At 30.6% G+C, this 15,269-nt stretch carries 16 protein-coding genes; 4 read left to right on the forward strand and 12 right to left on the reverse strand.

The window, feature by feature from the left end; all coding sequences use genetic code 11:
* Positions 1-32: 32 nt before the first annotated feature.
* The 3 genes from ACEWL1_RS02265 to ACEWL1_RS02275 are packed head-to-tail and all read left to right on the forward strand — an operon-like array spanning position 33 to position 3,402.
* Complete coding sequence (locus tag ACEWL1_RS02265) at positions 33-2,501, forward strand: DUF5686 and carboxypeptidase regulatory-like domain-containing protein (protein WP_409231659.1); 2,469 nt, start codon at positions 33-35, stop codon at positions 2,499-2,501.
* 9 nt (positions 2,502-2,510) lie between these two features.
* On the forward strand, positions 2,511-3,158 hold the full coding sequence (locus ACEWL1_RS02270) for a hypothetical protein (protein WP_409231660.1): 648 nt from the start codon (positions 2,511-2,513) through the stop codon (positions 3,156-3,158).
* Between the two features lies 1 nt (position 3,159).
* On the forward strand, positions 3,160-3,402 hold the full coding sequence (locus ACEWL1_RS02275) for a MoaD/ThiS family protein (protein WP_409231661.1): 243 nt from the start codon (positions 3,160-3,162) through the stop codon (positions 3,400-3,402).
* Here the strand turns inward: ACEWL1_RS02275 and ACEWL1_RS02280 are convergent.
* On the reverse strand, positions 3,399-3,674 hold the full coding sequence (locus ACEWL1_RS02280; RefSeq protein ID WP_409231662.1) for a DUF3817 domain-containing protein: 276 nt from the start codon (positions 3,672-3,674) through the stop codon (positions 3,399-3,401). The two genes, ACEWL1_RS02275 and ACEWL1_RS02280, sit on opposite strands and share 4 nt — an antisense overlap.
* A gap of 63 nt (positions 3,675-3,737) precedes the next feature.
* On the opposite strand from ACEWL1_RS02280, the gene ACEWL1_RS02285 reads away from it, so the two are divergent.
* On the forward strand, positions 3,738-4,160 hold the full coding sequence (locus ACEWL1_RS02285; protein WP_409231663.1) for a molybdenum cofactor biosynthesis protein MoaE: 423 nt from the start codon (positions 3,738-3,740) through the stop codon (positions 4,158-4,160).
* On the opposite strand, the gene ACEWL1_RS02290 is transcribed toward ACEWL1_RS02285, so the two are convergent.
* The 11 genes from ACEWL1_RS02290 to ACEWL1_RS02340 form a co-directional block, all read right to left on the reverse strand.
* Entirely contained in the window at positions 4,157-5,245 is a 1,089-nt protein-coding gene (locus ACEWL1_RS02290; protein ID WP_409231664.1) for a HesA/MoeB/ThiF family protein, read from the reverse strand. The genes ACEWL1_RS02285 and ACEWL1_RS02290 overlap by 4 nt on opposite strands.
* A gap of 92 nt (positions 5,246-5,337) precedes the next feature.
* On the reverse strand, positions 5,338-6,456 hold the full coding sequence (locus ACEWL1_RS02295) for an NTP transferase domain-containing protein (RefSeq protein WP_409231665.1): 1,119 nt from the start codon (positions 6,454-6,456) through the stop codon (positions 5,338-5,340).
* Between the two features lie 116 nt (positions 6,457-6,572).
* Positions 6,573-7,046, reverse strand: a complete 474-nt coding sequence (moaC, locus tag ACEWL1_RS02300; RefSeq protein ID WP_409231666.1) for a cyclic pyranopterin monophosphate synthase MoaC — start codon at positions 7,044-7,046, stop codon at positions 6,573-6,575.
* A 140-nt stretch (positions 7,047-7,186) separates the two neighbouring features.
* The gene (locus ACEWL1_RS02305; RefSeq protein ID WP_409231667.1) at positions 7,187-7,477 is read right to left on the reverse strand and encodes a GIY-YIG nuclease family protein; all 291 of its coding nucleotides are present in this window, start codon (positions 7,475-7,477) and stop codon (positions 7,187-7,189) included.
* A 114-nt stretch (positions 7,478-7,591) separates the two neighbouring features.
* The gene (locus tag ACEWL1_RS02310) at positions 7,592-8,878 is read right to left on the reverse strand and encodes a molybdopterin molybdotransferase MoeA (protein ID WP_409231668.1); all 1,287 of its coding nucleotides are present in this window, start codon (positions 8,876-8,878) and stop codon (positions 7,592-7,594) included.
* A 73-nt stretch (positions 8,879-8,951) separates the two neighbouring features.
* Positions 8,952-9,944: a GTP 3',8-cyclase MoaA gene (moaA, locus tag ACEWL1_RS02315; protein WP_409231669.1), complete on the reverse strand. Its 993-nt coding sequence runs from the start codon at positions 9,942-9,944 to the stop codon at positions 8,952-8,954.
* Between the two features lie 8 nt (positions 9,945-9,952).
* On the reverse strand, positions 9,953-10,366 hold the full coding sequence (locus tag ACEWL1_RS02320) for a DUF6691 family protein (protein WP_409231670.1): 414 nt from the start codon (positions 10,364-10,366) through the stop codon (positions 9,953-9,955).
* A gap of 55 nt (positions 10,367-10,421) precedes the next feature.
* Entirely contained in the window at positions 10,422-10,979 is a 558-nt protein-coding gene (locus ACEWL1_RS02325; protein ID WP_409231671.1) for a YeeE/YedE family protein, read from the reverse strand.
* Positions 10,979-12,310, reverse strand: a complete 1,332-nt coding sequence (locus ACEWL1_RS02330) for a 3-deoxy-D-manno-octulosonic acid transferase (RefSeq protein WP_409231672.1) — start codon at positions 12,308-12,310, stop codon at positions 10,979-10,981. Before ACEWL1_RS02330 ends, ACEWL1_RS02325 begins: the two co-directional genes overlap by 1 nt.
* Positions 12,311-12,540: 230 nt before the next feature.
* Positions 12,541-13,263, reverse strand: a complete 723-nt coding sequence (locus ACEWL1_RS02335) for a LytR/AlgR family response regulator transcription factor (RefSeq protein ID WP_409231673.1) — start codon at positions 13,261-13,263, stop codon at positions 12,541-12,543.
* 23 nt (positions 13,264-13,286) lie between these two features.
* On the reverse strand, positions 13,287-15,236 hold the full coding sequence (locus ACEWL1_RS02340; protein ID WP_409231674.1) for a sensor histidine kinase: 1,950 nt from the start codon (positions 15,234-15,236) through the stop codon (positions 13,287-13,289).
* Positions 15,237-15,269 lie beyond the last annotated feature (33 nt).

The raw sequence follows: 15,269 nt of genomic DNA on the forward strand, positions 1-15,269 counted from the left end.
GATAAGTTTGTACAGTTCAACTTTAAAAAACTATGAAAAAAACTTTCACATTTATTATTTTATTTGTCTCGTTTTCAGCTTTTTCTCAAATAAAAGGGAGAATTGTTGACAACAATAATTCTCCGTTATCTTTTGTAAGTATTTATTTAGAAGGAACAATTACTGGAACAACTTCTAATAATGATGGCGAATATGAATTACCCCTTAAAAAAACAGGAAACTATACCGTTGTATTTCAGTTTTTAGGTTTTAAAACAGTAAAAAAAGCTGTTAAAATTACTTCTTTTCCTTTTCAATTAAACGCAAAATTGATTGAAGAGCAAATCACGTTAAACGAAGTTGAGATTAGTAGTAATGAAAATCCAGCCAATAAAATTATTAGAAATGTAATTGCTAACAAGAAGAAAAATGAAAGTAAAATTCAAAAATTTACTGCCGATTTTTATTCAAGAGGTTTGTACAAAATTAAAAATGCACCGAAGAAAATTTTAGGACAAGAATTAGGCGATTTAGGTGGCGGATTAGATTCTACAAGAAGCGGAATTATTTATTTATCAGAAACTGTTTCTAAAATTTCGCATCAAAAACCGAATAGTTTTAAAGAACATATTGTTGCGTCTAAAGTTAGCGGAAGAGATAATGGCGTAAGTTTTAACAGAGCCGAAGATGTAAATTTTAACCTGTATAAAAACACTATTGAATTAGGAAACGAAATTATTTCTCCAATTTCTAATTATGCTTTTGGTTATTACGATTATAAATTAGTTGGAACATTTTATGATAAAAATGGACAATTAATTAGCAAAATTGCCATTTTACCAAAGCGGAAAAACGATCGGGTTTTTAATGGTTTTTTATACGTTGTAGAAGATGATTGGGCGCTGTATGGTTCAGAAGTTTCTGTAACTGGAGTGCAAGTAAATTTACCAATGGTAGATGTGTTGCGTTTAAAACAAACATTTAATAAATCAGCAAAAAATAATGCTTGGGTTGTAATTTCTCAAACTATTGATTTTAAAATTGGTTTGTTCGGAATTAACATAAATGGACGATTTTCTTCTGCGTACAGCAACTATAATTTCAATCCAACTTTTGATGAAAATACCTTCGGGAAGGAAATTTTATCCTTTGAAAAAGAAGCAACAAAAAAAGATTCTGTGTATTGGAAATTGTTAAGACCTGTTCCTTTAACCAAAGAAGAAGTAACCGATTATGTGGTTAAAGACAGTATAAAAACAATAAGAAGTTCTAAAAAATATTTAGATTCTGTAGATACAAAAAACAACAAGCTTTCTTGGTCACTCCCTTTATCTGGTTATTCTTACAACAACAGTTACGAAAAATGGAATTTTAACATTAGTTCTCCGATTACTGATCTTAACTTTAATACAGTTCAAGGCTGGAATTCTACACTAGAAATGCGTTATTTTAAAGAACTAAATGAATCCGGAAAATGGATAAATATTGGAACAAATTTTAATTACGGCTTTTCTGATAAAAAGTTAAGACCAACAGCATCTTTTGGTTATAAATGGAACAATATAAGTCGACCTGTTTTGCGTTTTTCTGGGGGAATTACAACAAGACAATTTAATGGCGCAAACCCTATTTCACCTTTTTGGAACACCATAAATTCAATTTATTTTGAAAGAAATTACATGAAAATTTATGAAAAAACATTTGCGAATGTTTCTTTTTCAAGAGAAATCACAAATGGATTTCGATTTAACGGATCTCTTGAATTTGCTGATAGAAAAGCCTTGGTAAACACAACAAATTATAGTGCTAAAAATATTGCAAATAGAGAATATGCATCAAACGATCCACAGAGTCCTACAAATTTTTCTTCATCTTTTACACCACATAAAATTTGGACATTAAATCTTGGTACAACCATCAATTTTGGGACAAAATATTTATCGTATCCAGATAGAAAATTTACGGTTTACAATAATAGTTATCCGTCCATTTATGTAGGTTACAGAAAAACTTTTGGCGCAGACAATAATCAACATAATTCTGATTATGTCTTTACGCAACTTCGTCAAAATTTTTCTTTAGGTAATTTAGGAAATACAAAATATCGTATAAAAGCAGGAATGTTTTTAGAGCAAAAAAATATTGCCTTTATGGATTATGCACATTTTAACGGAAATAAATTAGCTATTTCTCCAAGTGGCGGAACAACAAATCATTTTAATTTGTTAGATTATTACGCGTATAGCACCAATAATAAATTTGCGGAATTTCATGGCGAACATAATTTTAAAGGATTTTTATTAGGAAAAATTCCTCTGATAAACGCTTTAAATTTTCATGTTGTTGCTGGTGCCAAAGGATTGTTTACTGGCGATAGAAAACCGTACACGGAAGCTTCTATCGGTTTAGATAATATTGGTTTTGGAAAATGGCGTTTTTTACGAGTAGATTATGTAATCTCTAAAGGAGGCATCAACCAAAAACAACAAGGATTTGTTTTTAGTTTGAGTTTGTTTGATTAAATTTGATTGATGAAATATTTTCTTTGTTTATTGTTTTTTATTTCTTCTAACTTTAGTTTCTCTCAAACTCAAGAAGATAATTATGAAATATATAATTTTGCTATAAATAGGCAAATTAATAACTTTTTTGATAAAACAAATTCAATTATTTTAATAGAAAAGTATGTTGAAAAATATAAACAAGACTTTTCAATAGAAAAAGAATATACTAAAGATAGCATTCAAGATTTTGCTATGTTAAGAGTTCAAACTTCTTCAATCAATAATAAAAATTTTATTAAAAAAATTTCAACTGAAAAATCATTAAAAATTGCTTTAAGTAATTTAATTGATAACTTCAATAATCATCCAAGTATAAATAGAGAAAAAATAAAAGTAAATCAAGTTTCAAATATCAATATTATTTCTTCTAGAAAATTCTACTCATTTTTTAATAAAAGAGGTAAAAACATTGATAGGTCTTGGGATAAAATTCAAAAAAAATACAATTCAAACATTGTTATAGAACTTTCAAAAATAAGTTATAAAGAAAAATATGCTTGTTTTTATTATTCATATCATTGTGGTAGCTTATGTGGTTCTGGGAGCTTAATTTTTATGGAAAAGAAAAATGGAAAGTGGACTTTTTTAACAGAATTAAATTTATGGATGTCATAGCATGAAGATACAAGTCTTACTTTTCGGAATTGCAACAGATTTACTCCAAACTTCTTCGGTAGAGTTTGAAGTGTTAGAAAATTGTACAATTGCTGATTTTAAAACAGAAATAAAAACCAAATATCCGCAGTTAGAAAATATCAATTCCTATGCAATTGCCGTAAATGAAGCTTATGCTTCTAACGAAACTGTGTTAAAAGAAAATGATGTTGTAGCAATTATTCCGCCGGTTAGTGGAGGTTAATCTTGTAAATATTTTCTATCAACATAAAAAGTTCCGAAAGGTAAAATAGAAGCTACCAATACAATTCCAAAAGTTTTTCCGTTCCATTTTTCTTCTGGTTTTAGCATAAATGCCAAAACAACATATACCATAAATAGAATTCCGTGTGGCATTCCAAGCATTTTTACGTAGCTTTCATCGTCTCCAAAATATTTTATTGGAGTTGCAATAAAAAGCAACAATAAGTAAGAAATACCTTCTAAAAAACTAACAATTCTAAATATTTTTTTCATTTTTTAAACTTCTATAACTAGCAACACAAAGATACATTTTGATTTCCTATTTTTGTAACAGATATGAGCAAAACATCAATAAAAATTACTTCTGATAAATTAGACTTACAAGAATGCTACGATTTTGTAACGGATGCTTCTTGTGGCGGAATTTCAGCCTTTGTAGGAACTGTTAGAAACGACACAAAGGGAAAAGAAGTAAAACAGTTAGATTTCTCTACATACAAACCAATGGCAATGAAAGAAATGCAAAAAATTGCAGATTTGGCTTTAGATAAATTTCCAATTGTAAAAATGGCCATTCATCATGCAGAAGGCATGTTGCAAATTGGAGATATTCCTGTAATTATTACTGCTTCTGCAAAACATAGAAATGCCGCTTTTGATGCTTGTCAGTTTGCAATTGATACGTTAAAAGAAACCGTTCCTATTTGGAAAAAAGAACATTTTTCTGACGGTGAAGTTTGGGTAAATGCGCATCCTTAATAGTTTGTAACTCCGCCAGCTAAACTTAACATAGTTACACTTGGGAATCTTTCTTTTAAAAGCGCTGTTGCTCTATAACTTGTGATTCCTTTTTGGCAGACCAAAACATATTTTTTTGATACATCTATTTGAAATTCTTCAACATTAAAATTAGAAATTGAAAGTGTTTTATCAACTTTGAATGGTATTTGTAGGTTTTCTAAAACAGAAATAATTTCTACACTTCGACTACGCTCAGTGTCCAAAATAATTTCTTTTAAATCTTGAGCAGAAATCAACCAATCTGGGTTTTGAATTTCGCAACTGGCATCAAAATACGTTTCTTTTTTAAAAATAGTTTCAATAGCTGATTTTGAAACTGCCTTTTGTAACTTCATTTTCAGTTGAGAATTTTGCAAAGAATTATAAATTAACAACTCATTTGTTAGTGGTTTTCCAATTCCTGTAACTAATTTTAAAACCTCATTTACTTGTTGCGCAGCGATTAAACTTACAATAGAATTTAAGGTTCCTGCTTCTTCGCAATTCGGAATATCAGATGCCATCTTCGGAAAAGCATCTCTCAAATTCGCAGAATATTTTCCATCTTCTTGCTTTACATTAAAACTGGCAACATAACCATCAAACTTATACAAAGAACCATAAACCAATGGTTTATTTTTGATGACACAAGCGTCGTTTAGCAAATATTTTGTTGGTAAAGAATCTGTTCCGTCAACAACAATATCAACATTTTCAATCAACTCAAAAACATTCGATTTTGTGATGGGTTCAGTAGAAAAACTCACGTTTGTAAATGGCGCTCTTTTTTCTATGAAATTTGCTGCTATTTCTGCTTTTGATTTCCCAACATCATCCAAAGAAAAATACACTTGTCTGTGCAAATTACTCACATCAATGGTGTCAAAATCTACCAAATGAAGTTTTCCAATTCCGCTTGTTGCCAAATGTACCGCAATCGGGCTTCCCAAACCGCCACAACCAACAACCAAAACACTTGCGTTTTGTAGTTTTTGTTGTCCAACTTCACCAATTTCTGATAAGGTGATTTGACGTTTAAAAAGTTCTTCTTTTTTAGGTTTCATTTTATGCTGAACTTGTTTCAGTATCTTTTTATGTCAGTTTGAGCTGAGTCGAGAACTACTTAAAACCTCTCGACTCCGCTCGAGGTGACATCTTAATTATTTATCTCTTTTTTTGCTGTTTCAAACTCTTCTGGCGTATTTACATTTCTGATAAAAGCATCAGAAACTTCAACAATTTCAACATCAGAATTGATTAACATTTTACGCGGGCAAGAATACCCTTGTGCTAAATATTGCAGTAAAATTGGATATGCTTTTGGCTCGTAAATGGTAATTAATGGCTCTACAAATTCCTTTCCTTTTCCTTTAATTGCGGTGGCAACTTTTACTGGATTTCTTTTTTCTAATAATAATTTTATCAATTCATTATTTACAAAAGGTAGGTCTGTTGCCAAGACTAACCAAGCCGAATTTGGATCTTTTTGAAACGCAGAACAGATTCCTCCAAACGGACCTAAATTTAAAAATGTATCATGAATTTCATCTTTATTTCCTGATGAATTTTGCACAGAAAAAAACGTTTCTAATCTGTGATTTTCTAGCAATTCTTTCGCGATTTCTTTTTGTGGTTTTCCAAAGTAATTTAATTGAGATTTGTCTGTTCCCATTCGAGTACTTTTCCCGCCAACCAATACTAAGCCTTTTACATTCGGAATTGTTTTTTTAACTATTTTCGTAATATGATTTGTGATATTTTTTACATCATCAATTTCATATTGTGGAATCTCTTCCCAATTCAAAAACTTATCTTCTAACGATTGGAAAACGGCTACATCTTTCGTTAATTTCACAAAAAACTGAATGTCAGAAATTTCATCAATTCGTTTATTAATGGATGCTTCTTTTGCTGGATCTAAAAACACGATTTGTTTTGAACCTTCGTAATGATTCCCATTGATAAACACAAAATCGTATTGTGCAAATTGCAAACGTTGTTCAAATTTATTAATGTTTCCAGAAGTAGTTATTTGTAAACTTCCTTCGTGATGAAACACAAATTCTGACAAATTTTTGTCATCTCGAGCGGAGTCGAGAGATTTTGCATGTGAAGCATCAAAATACGCCAATTTATAATTTGATAATTTTTTAGAAACTTGATTTACCAAATCTGCAATTACACCACATGTTGTTCCTAAAACAGCAATTTCATTTGGGGCGAAATTTCCGTTTTCTCTTCGTGTTAAATTTGTATGTTTTGTGTGTGTTTTCATTTTATGCTGAACTTTCTATAAGGCTCTTTGTCATCTCGACTTTATGGAGAGATCTTAGAAATTTTATCATATTAGATTTTTCTACTTCATTTCATTCCGCTCAAAATGACATCCATTTATTGAGCTTTTATATCTGATTTTCCGCCTGTTTTTTCTACAAGTTTTACCTCTTTAATTATCATTTTTTGTGAAATGCTTTTACACATATCATAAATCGTTAAACAAGCAATATTTGCGCCAGTTAAAGCTTCCATTTCAACTCCAGTTTTTCCTTCAATAGTCACTTTACAAAAAACTTCAATATTTTCTGCATCCACAATTTCGATATCAATATCTACTCCGTTAATTAATAACGGATGACACATCGGAATTAATTCTGAGGTTTTTTTCACAGCTTGAATTCCCGCAATAATTGCCGTTTGAAAAACGGGGCCTTTTTTGGTCATCAATTCATCATTTGTAAAATGAGAAATAATTACTGTTCCTAAAAACATCGTTGCTTTTGCAGTTGCGGTTCTTTTGGTAATTTTCTTATCAGAAACGTTTACCATTTTAGGGTTGTTTTTGGAATTTAAATGTGTAAAATCCATTTAAATAATTTTTAGTTTAAATGTTTAGTTTTTAGTTTAAGTGTTCTCGAAACATCAATCTTTGGCATGACACTCGAACTGACAGTGCGTATTGTCACTTCGAGTGATTTTCGATTTTATGAGAAAATTGTATCGAGAAGCTATTTAAACTTCTTCTTTGCTAAATTAGGGAGTTTTTCATATTCATCATTGATTAATGCTTCCTTTTTAACTTTTGACCACTTTTTTATCTGTTTTTCTGTATCAATTGCAAATCCTACATTTGTGAATTCAGCATAAAAAACCAATTTCAGAGGTCTTCTTTTATACGTATAACTTTCTAGATGCTTCCCTTCTTGATGTTCTATAATTCTCTTTTCTAGATCTGAAGTAAATCCTGTATAATATGTTTTATCTGAACATTTTAGAATGTAAACATAGTAGATTTTCATAATGCCTTTTTTTTCATGATGCCTTTTATAATTGAAAAGTTCTCGATACAAATTTTTCGTGCCTCAAAATTCACTCGAACTGACATCAGAATACTCAAAACTAAGCATTAAAAACTATAATTCGCGATAGCGAATTATCTTAAAAACTTCTCCTTTTTTAAATTCAGTTTGGTTCGCTGGCAACTGAATAAATGCATCTGCATTTACCAAACTTGCCAAATCTCCAGAACCATTTCCTATAATTGGAGTTGCAATTAAATGTCCAAATCTATATGTTAATTTTACTTGTAAAAAATAAGTTAAATTGGGTTTAAAAGTTACATCTTCATTTAAAATTGCATTTTCTTCTTGCTGATCAACTCCAACAGATTTGTAATACCAAGGATAAAAATACGCCAAACAATTGACAAATGTAGAAATTGGATTTCCGGGAAATCCGAAGACAATTGTCTTCTTTTGGCATTTATTCTCAGTACGTTTATTTGATTGTAATATATAGTTTTCTTCATCCTGCTCACTCAAACTAAAAGAAGCTGTGCTTCCAAACCAGAATGGTTTTCCTGGCCTTTGAGCAACTTTATGAAATAATTTTTCAACGCCCAAGTCTTCAAAAACTTCTGGTAAAAAATCGAATTTCCCTTTACTCACTGCACCGCTAAAAAGTAATACGTCGTAGTTTTCTAAAAACGATTTGATTTTCTCTTTCAATATTGCTTTATCATCCGTAAGATGTGCTGTCTCTGATGGAATGTGTACTTTTTCTAATAATGAAACTAAGGTAAACACATTGCTTCTTCTAATTTGATGTGCTAACGGAATTTCATCAACACCAACTAGTTCATCGCCAGTAGAAACGATCATTACTTTGGGTTGTTTTGCAACTTTTACAATTGATTTTCCGACCGTAGCTAAAACACCAATTTCTGCCGCAGAAATGATGGTATTTTGTTTGATTAATACATCTCCTGCTTTTCCGTCTTTTCCTTTTTTATGAACATTCTGAGCGTGATTAATGCCTTCTTTATTAATTATTGCAATACCATTTTTTATAACAACATCTTCATATCGAATAACCGTATTGCAATTTTTTGGCAATACTGCGCCAGTCATAACTTCAATACAATTTTCTGGGTTTTGCAGTGTTATTTGTTCACTTCCAGCAGCTTGAATTCCTTCAATTGTAAACTGCAAATGTCTGTTCGAGCGGAGTCGAGAACTAAACTCTTTAAAATCAATGGCAATTCCATCCATAGAAACTCTATTAAATGGCGGAAAATCTCTATCGGCTTTTATATCTTCTTTTAAAATTCTACCAACCGATTTGATAAACGGAATTTCCTCAACACCAAAATCTTGGGCTGAGTTTAAAACGGTTTGTAAGGCTTGTTCTACTGAAATCATCCTAATTAAGTCCTCTCGACTCCTCTCGAGGTGACATTGTTACATTATTCAATTAATTCATTTTTACATTGAACTATCCTCCAATGGTACTCATACTTTCAGAAACATTTCCTTTTGTCCGGTTTGCTTCTGCTATAAAACCATTTTCTGGTTTCTCTTTTACCAAGGATAAAAAAAGTTCTTTTAAATCGTCATTACTCGCTCCATTTCTAATAAAATCTCTTAAATTAAAAACGCCATCATCAAACAAACAGTTTTTAAATGTTCCGGTGGATGTAATTCTAATTCGATTGCAATCGCCACAAATAGTTCTGGTAAAAGCCGGAATAATTCCGACAGAACCTTTGTGATTTTCTATCGAAAAATTACGTGATGTTGATGACTTCTCTGACTGAATTTCTGTAATATCAAACTCCGATTTTATCTCGTTTAAAATTTTGTTGTAATTCCACGCTTCTTGCATTTCACGTTGTCCTTTTCCGTTAAAAGGCATTTCTTCTATAAAACGAACGGCAATATCTTTGTCTTTTGTCAACCGAACAAAATCTGTAATTTCATTGGTGTTCATTCCAGATTGCACAACAACATTTAATTTTAAATTCATGCTGCTTTTTTCTAACGCTTCCATGGTTTTATACACTTCATCAAACACATTTCTGCGTGTAATTTCGTTGAATTTATCAGCCTGTAAACTATCAATACTTAAGTTGATGTTTTTTACTTTTTTAAGGTTTTCAATGGTTTCAATATGATTAGAAATCAACGCGCCATTTGTTGTGATATTGATATCGTCTAACAAATCATTGAACGACAACATTTCTAAAAATCCGATAAAATCTTTTCGAACAAAGGGTTCTCCACCTGTTAATCGAATTTTATTGACGCCTAATTCTGTAAGCACACGAATTACACGATACATTTCTTTGTAGGTTAATAATTCTTTTCTTGGCACAATTTCAATTCCGTGAGCAGGCATACAATATTGACAACGCAAGTTACATCGGTCGGTTACTGCTAACCGAACGTAATTTATTTGTCGTCCAAAACTGTCTATTAATTTGCTCATTGTATCAATTAATTTGGCAACTTTTCACTTAATAATCCATAAACAAAAGCGCCGATTGTTGCACCTAAAAGTACAATAAAAATACTTGTAATTCCGTGTCCAATTAACACAAACATTGGGCCCGGACACGCGCCAGCTAATGCCCAACCTAATCCAAAGATGGTTCCGCCAACTAAGGTTCTTATCAATCCTTTTTTCTTTTCTTTCGTGATAATCTTTTCACCATTAAAATTCTTGATTTTTTCCTTTTCAAACAATTGCATTAAAACCATTGATATAACCACTGCGCTTCCGATAATTCCGAACATATGGAATGATTGAAATTTAAACATTTCGTAAATTCTGTACCAAGAAACCACTTCTGATTTGCTTAAGATAATTCCGAAAAGTGTTCCTATTGCTAAAAATTTGATGTTTTTCATTGTATTTATTTTTTCAATTAGGTCTCGACTCCGCTCGACCTGACATTTGTACTAGCTAAAAAATCAAAGGAATTAAAAACCAAGTCATAATTACACCACCAATAAAAAAGCCAATTACCGCCAATAATGATGGCAATTGTAAACTACTCAATCCTGTAATTGCGTGTCCAGAAGTACATCCGCCAGCATAACGCGACCCGAAACCAATGAGAAATCCTGCGCCAATTAAAATGGCAAATCCTTTTAAAGAAAAGATATTTTCTGTGTTAAAAATTTCTGCAGGCAAATACGATTGTCCGGCATTTGCAAAACCTAATTCTGCTAATTCAGAAACTGTTTCAGTATTTAAAGCAATACTTTCTGAAGGCATTAAAAACTGAGAAGAAAGGTATCCACCAAGAATAATTCCCAACACAAAAACCAAGCTCCAACTTTGTTCTTTCCAATCTTTTTTAAAATAATTAGACCTTTTTCCTGCTCCGCCAATGGTACAAAATGTTTCTAAATTTGTTGATACTCCAAAACCTCGTCCGAAGTAATTCATCAGTAACAAAACAATTGCTATCATCGGACCAGCAACGTACCAAGCCCATGGTTGTGATATAAATTCCATTAATTAGTTATTTTTTGGTTGATAAATGTTAGGATTGAATCTGTTGCTCCAATATTGTTTTTTATGAAGTTCTGATTAATTTTTCCTAATTGCTCTCTGTAGTCTTTGCCTGACTTTAATTTTGTAAAAATAGTTGAAAATTCGTTTTGATTTGCAATTACTTTACAGCCTTTTAAAGCAATCAAATCTACAACTTCTTTGTATTTTTTATACTCTGGTCCAATAACAATTGGCGTCCCAAAAGTTGCGGGTTCTAACACATTATGAACGCCGTTTTTTGCCAATCCGCCACCAACATAAGCAGCATCTGCAGCTGCATATATTTTGGTTAAAATTCCGATGGTATCCACAATAAAAACATGATACTCTTTTAATACTAATTTTGTCTCCTCGAGCCTTTCGTCTTCGCTCAAGACTAGCTCCGTCGAGAGGTTTTGTTTTTTAGTTGTCTCGACTCCGCTCGACCCGACATTTTTTATGTACTCTGAATATAAAACAACTTTCTTGTTGATGGCTTTTTTTAACAATTCAATCTCTTTTGCATTGATGTTATGTGGAGCAATTATAAATTTTTCACCTTCTGATTGATTGATATAACTCACCAATAATTCTTCATCTTCTTTCCAAGTACTTCCCGCAACAACTGTATATTGATTGTTTTTAAACTCCGTAATAAAATCTAACGAATTGTCTTGTTGTAAAATTTCATAGACTCTATCAAAACGTGTGTCGCCGCTAATAGTTACATTTTCTATATTGATGCTTTTTAGTAAATCTTTTGACGTTTCATCTTGTACAAAAAAGTGATTGAAGGCTTTTAATGATTTTCTCATAAAACCACCAAATGATTTAAAGAAAATTTGCTTTTTTCTAAAGATTCCAGAAACTAAAATGGTTGGAATATTTCTTTCTTTTAATCCAAATAAATAATTTGGCCAAAACTCATATTTTATAAAAACTGCCATCGACGGATTTACAATTTCTAAAAATTTACGAACATTTTTTCTTGAATCCATTGGCAAATAACAAACAACATCGGCATGTTTGTAATCTTTGCGAATTTCATATCCCGAAGGAGAAAAAAAAGTCAGTACAATTTTATACAATGGATATTGTTTCTTTATTTTTTTTATAATGGGTCTTCCTTGTTCAAATTCCCCCAAAGAAGCAGCATGAATCCAAATCACTTTTTCAGCATTTTTTAAAAAAGATAATTTGTAAAATGTCTCTTTTCTTCCTGCAACAAAAAGGCTTATTTTCTTATTAAATAAGGCAACAATAGCAAGAAAAAAGGTTGCTGTTTGTATGATTAAATTATAGATGAATTTCATACTGGTAAATGTACAAAATAGTAAGGAGTAGAAATAATAGTAATTGATAGAAATAGAAAAAGCTATCTAAATTTAGATAGCTTTTTCATTAAAAATTTTCTAAACAAATTTAAAATAGATTCCCCCGATTCTTTTTAAACTGTTAAATTCTTCATTAAAAATATATGATTAAGTAATTGACTGCTAACAAAATGTTCTTAAACAATTAAATATTGTTCTAAACACTAGTTTTAGATTGTATTAATCAACTTTAAGACATCCTCTTTATATTTTTTACCAATCGGAATGTTTTTATTTCCAATAATTACTACACTAGTATTTATCTGGCTTAAGTACTTAATATTTACAATAAAACCTCTGTGAACACGAATAAAGTTAGGGCTTAAATTGCTTAAGATTTCAGTTAAACTAGTTCTTACCAATAATTTTTGCTGGTTTTTAAGAAAAACTTCAACATAAACATGAGAACTTTCTATGTACAAAATATCATCAAAAAGTACTTTTGTAAAAAACCCTTTCTCTTTAACAAACAGCGAATCTTTAAAAATAAGATTACTTTCTGTTGCCTCTCCAATTTTTTTAGAAAAATTATGCAAAGCAATCTCGATGGATGAAAAAAGATCATCTTTTGTAAAAGGTTTTATTAAATATGCTGGCGGCATTACTTCTTTAGCCAAATTAACGGTTGCCGCATCTGCATTAGATGTTAAAAAAATAAAAGGAAAGTCGTACTTTTCTTTAATGGTTTTTGCCAAATCAATTCCTGTTCTTTTTCCAGCTAATTGAACATCTAGGATGGCAATATCTGGTTTTTCTGCTTCAATAGTTTCAATGGCTTCAGTATAACTTATCGCTGGTTCTAAAGGCTCATATCCTAACTCTTCAAGAGAATCACAAATATGATCTGCAATAATTACTTCGTCTTCAACCACTAAAATTTTTACTTTATTCATGTCTTTTTTAGCATTTTAAAAACTTAGTCTGTTAAAAGTCTAGAGTGAATGTCTTTAAAGTGAATTTCGAATTTTGCACCATTTTCGTTGGTTTGTATTAAAGTTCCCTGTAGTTGTTTCACCAACCTTGTTACCAAACGCAGTCCTAAACTTTTTGCTTTTTTAATGTCGTAAGAAGCATCTAAACCTGGACCGTTATCTTTAACAATCAATGTATATTCTTCGTTCTCTTCTTTACTAATAGAAATTACTAACTCGTGTTTTTTATCATTAGAAAAAGCATATTTATAGGAGTTTGTTATTATTTCATTAATAATTAAACCTAACGGAATTGCAGTATCAACATCAAAAAACATGTTTTCTGAAGCGATTTTTGTTGTTACTTTTTTACCAGAAGTATTTAAAGATGCCAACTCTTTAACTAATAATTTTATGTATTCATCAAAATCTACCAAGCCGCTTTCATTTTGATACAATTTTTGATGAATTAAAGCCATCGATTTTACCCTGTTTTTTCCTTCATTAGCCAATTCAAGCGCTTTTTCATCTTCAATTCCTTTACTCTGTAATTCTAGTAAACTCGATACAATTTGAAAGTTATTTTTTACGCGATGATGTACTTCTCTAACCAACAACTCTTTTTCTTTATAAGCTTTATCTAAATCGTCTCGTTGTTTTTTAATTTTATTATTTCTGCGCGACAACTCTTTTCGTTGTTTTACAATACGGATTATAATAAAAATAGAAATCACCAAAAAGAAACCTGCCAATGATGCTATGATGCTATATAATTTAGAGCGTTCTTTTTCTAGTGTAACTTCTAATTCTTTTTCTTGAATGGCATATTTAGATTTTGCGTCAGATAAAGAGTTTGCTAAATCATTTGAATAAATTTTTCGAATCAGGTCAACAGATTTTTTATTATATAAAATTGCTTCCTTTAAAAAATTGTGTCTTTCTAAGGTTCTAGAATTCTCATTTACTAAATGAAAAAAATCATTTGGATTCAATACTTTTTCTCCTTCTAAAGTTATCTTCTGGCAATAATCAACCAGATTTGAAGCGTTAAATTTTTTGAAAATATTTTTCGCAAAAGGTGATTTTAAGTCAATAGTACCAAGGTATTTTGAATAAAGAGAATAACTCAAATGCCTTGTATTGTCTTCATTATAAAGAATTTTTAACAGTTCTTCTACTCTTTTTCCATGACCGCCTTTATAAATATAAGCGTCTAAAGCATGGGTTATCGTTCCGTAATAATAATCGCTTGTGCTCGGTAGTTTTTTTTCTAGTGCTAAACCTTCTTCACAGATATCAATATATTCTTGTAGTTTACCTTCTAAAATAATAAAATCATTCAGGTGATATAGTGACGCTATAATTAATGCTATGTCTTGTAACTCTCTTGATTTCTTTAAGTTCTCTAATGCTAGTTTTTTCCCATTAGGCAAATCTCTTTCTATTGTGTAAAGAACAATTCTATGAATATTTAAATAAATGAGAGCTTTCTGAACATCTTTTTCTTTTGGATCGAATTTTTCTATATATTTTTTAAGCTTTTCGTTTTCTATATTTGCTGCTGCAATTGTTTTCTCGTCTCTTAGCTTACCTGCTTGTACCCATTTAATTTTTACATAGTCTAAATTGATGTTTTTACTCGTTGGTTCAGAGATATTTTCGTTAATAAAATTAGAAACCAATGTATAATCTCTTCCTGGTTTGTTTCCAGTTTGAGCTACAAATGTGAAATAATCTGCATATGAAAGCGTTTCATTTAATGCTATTTTTTTTAATCTTTGCACTCGTTTAGATGGATCTAAATCTTTTAAAATAAATAATGCTGAGTCTAATTTTTTAGCTAAAATAAACTCTTCCACTTTATTAATATCTTTTAATTGATCGCTTTGACTTTGTGCAAAAGATATTGTGCTTATAAATGAAACTAAAAAGAAAAGGTATTTTATGTTTTTCATAGAAATATTATAACCTTATCCCAAATATAGAAA

The organism is Polaribacter gochangensis (assembly GCF_046224025.1).
GTDB classification, from domain to species: Bacteria; Bacteroidota; Bacteroidia; order Flavobacteriales; family Flavobacteriaceae; genus Polaribacter; species Polaribacter gochangensis.

What these genes read in the sequence shown, in the direction of transcription:
- ACEWL1_RS02265 (WP_409231659.1), top strand. Translation starts at nt 33, where the DNA reads ATGAAAAAAACTTTCACATTTATTATTTTATTTGTCTCGTTTTCAGCT.
- ACEWL1_RS02270 (WP_409231660.1), top strand. Translation starts at nt 2,511, where the DNA reads ATGAAATATTTTCTTTGTTTATTGTTTTTTATTTCTTCTAACTTTAGT.
- ACEWL1_RS02275 (WP_409231661.1), top strand. Translation starts at nt 3,160, where the DNA reads ATGAAGATACAAGTCTTACTTTTCGGAATTGCAACAGATTTACTCCAA.
- ACEWL1_RS02280 (WP_409231662.1), bottom strand. Translation starts at nt 3,674, where the DNA reads ATGAAAAAAATATTTAGAATTGTTAGTTTTTTAGAAGGTATTTCTTAC.
- ACEWL1_RS02285 (WP_409231663.1), top strand. Translation starts at nt 3,738, where the DNA reads ATGAGCAAAACATCAATAAAAATTACTTCTGATAAATTAGACTTACAA.
- ACEWL1_RS02290 (WP_409231664.1), bottom strand. Translation starts at nt 5,245, where the DNA reads ATGAAACCTAAAAAAGAAGAACTTTTTAAACGTCAAATCACCTTATCA.
- ACEWL1_RS02295 (WP_409231665.1), bottom strand. Translation starts at nt 6,456, where the DNA reads ATGAAAACACACACAAAACATACAAATTTAACACGAAGAGAAAACGGA.
- moaC (WP_409231666.1), bottom strand. Translation starts at nt 7,046, where the DNA reads ATGGATTTTACACATTTAAATTCCAAAAACAACCCTAAAATGGTAAAC.
- ACEWL1_RS02305 (WP_409231667.1), bottom strand. Translation starts at nt 7,477, where the DNA reads ATGAAAATCTACTATGTTTACATTCTAAAATGTTCAGATAAAACATAT.
- ACEWL1_RS02310 (WP_409231668.1), bottom strand. Translation starts at nt 8,878, where the DNA reads ATGATTTCAGTAGAACAAGCCTTACAAACCGTTTTAAACTCAGCCCAA.
- moaA (WP_409231669.1), bottom strand. Translation starts at nt 9,944, where the DNA reads ATGAGCAAATTAATAGACAGTTTTGGACGACAAATAAATTACGTTCGG.
- ACEWL1_RS02320 (WP_409231670.1), bottom strand. Translation starts at nt 10,366, where the DNA reads ATGAAAAACATCAAATTTTTAGCAATAGGAACACTTTTCGGAATTATC.
- ACEWL1_RS02325 (WP_409231671.1), bottom strand. Translation starts at nt 10,979, where the DNA reads ATGGAATTTATATCACAACCATGGGCTTGGTACGTTGCTGGTCCGATG.
- ACEWL1_RS02330 (WP_409231672.1), bottom strand. Translation starts at nt 12,310, where the DNA reads ATGAAATTCATCTATAATTTAATCATACAAACAGCAACCTTTTTTCTT.
- ACEWL1_RS02335 (WP_409231673.1), bottom strand. Translation starts at nt 13,263, where the DNA reads ATGAATAAAGTAAAAATTTTAGTGGTTGAAGACGAAGTAATTATTGCA.
- ACEWL1_RS02340 (WP_409231674.1), bottom strand. Translation starts at nt 15,236, where the DNA reads ATGAAAAACATAAAATACCTTTTCTTTTTAGTTTCATTTATAAGCACA.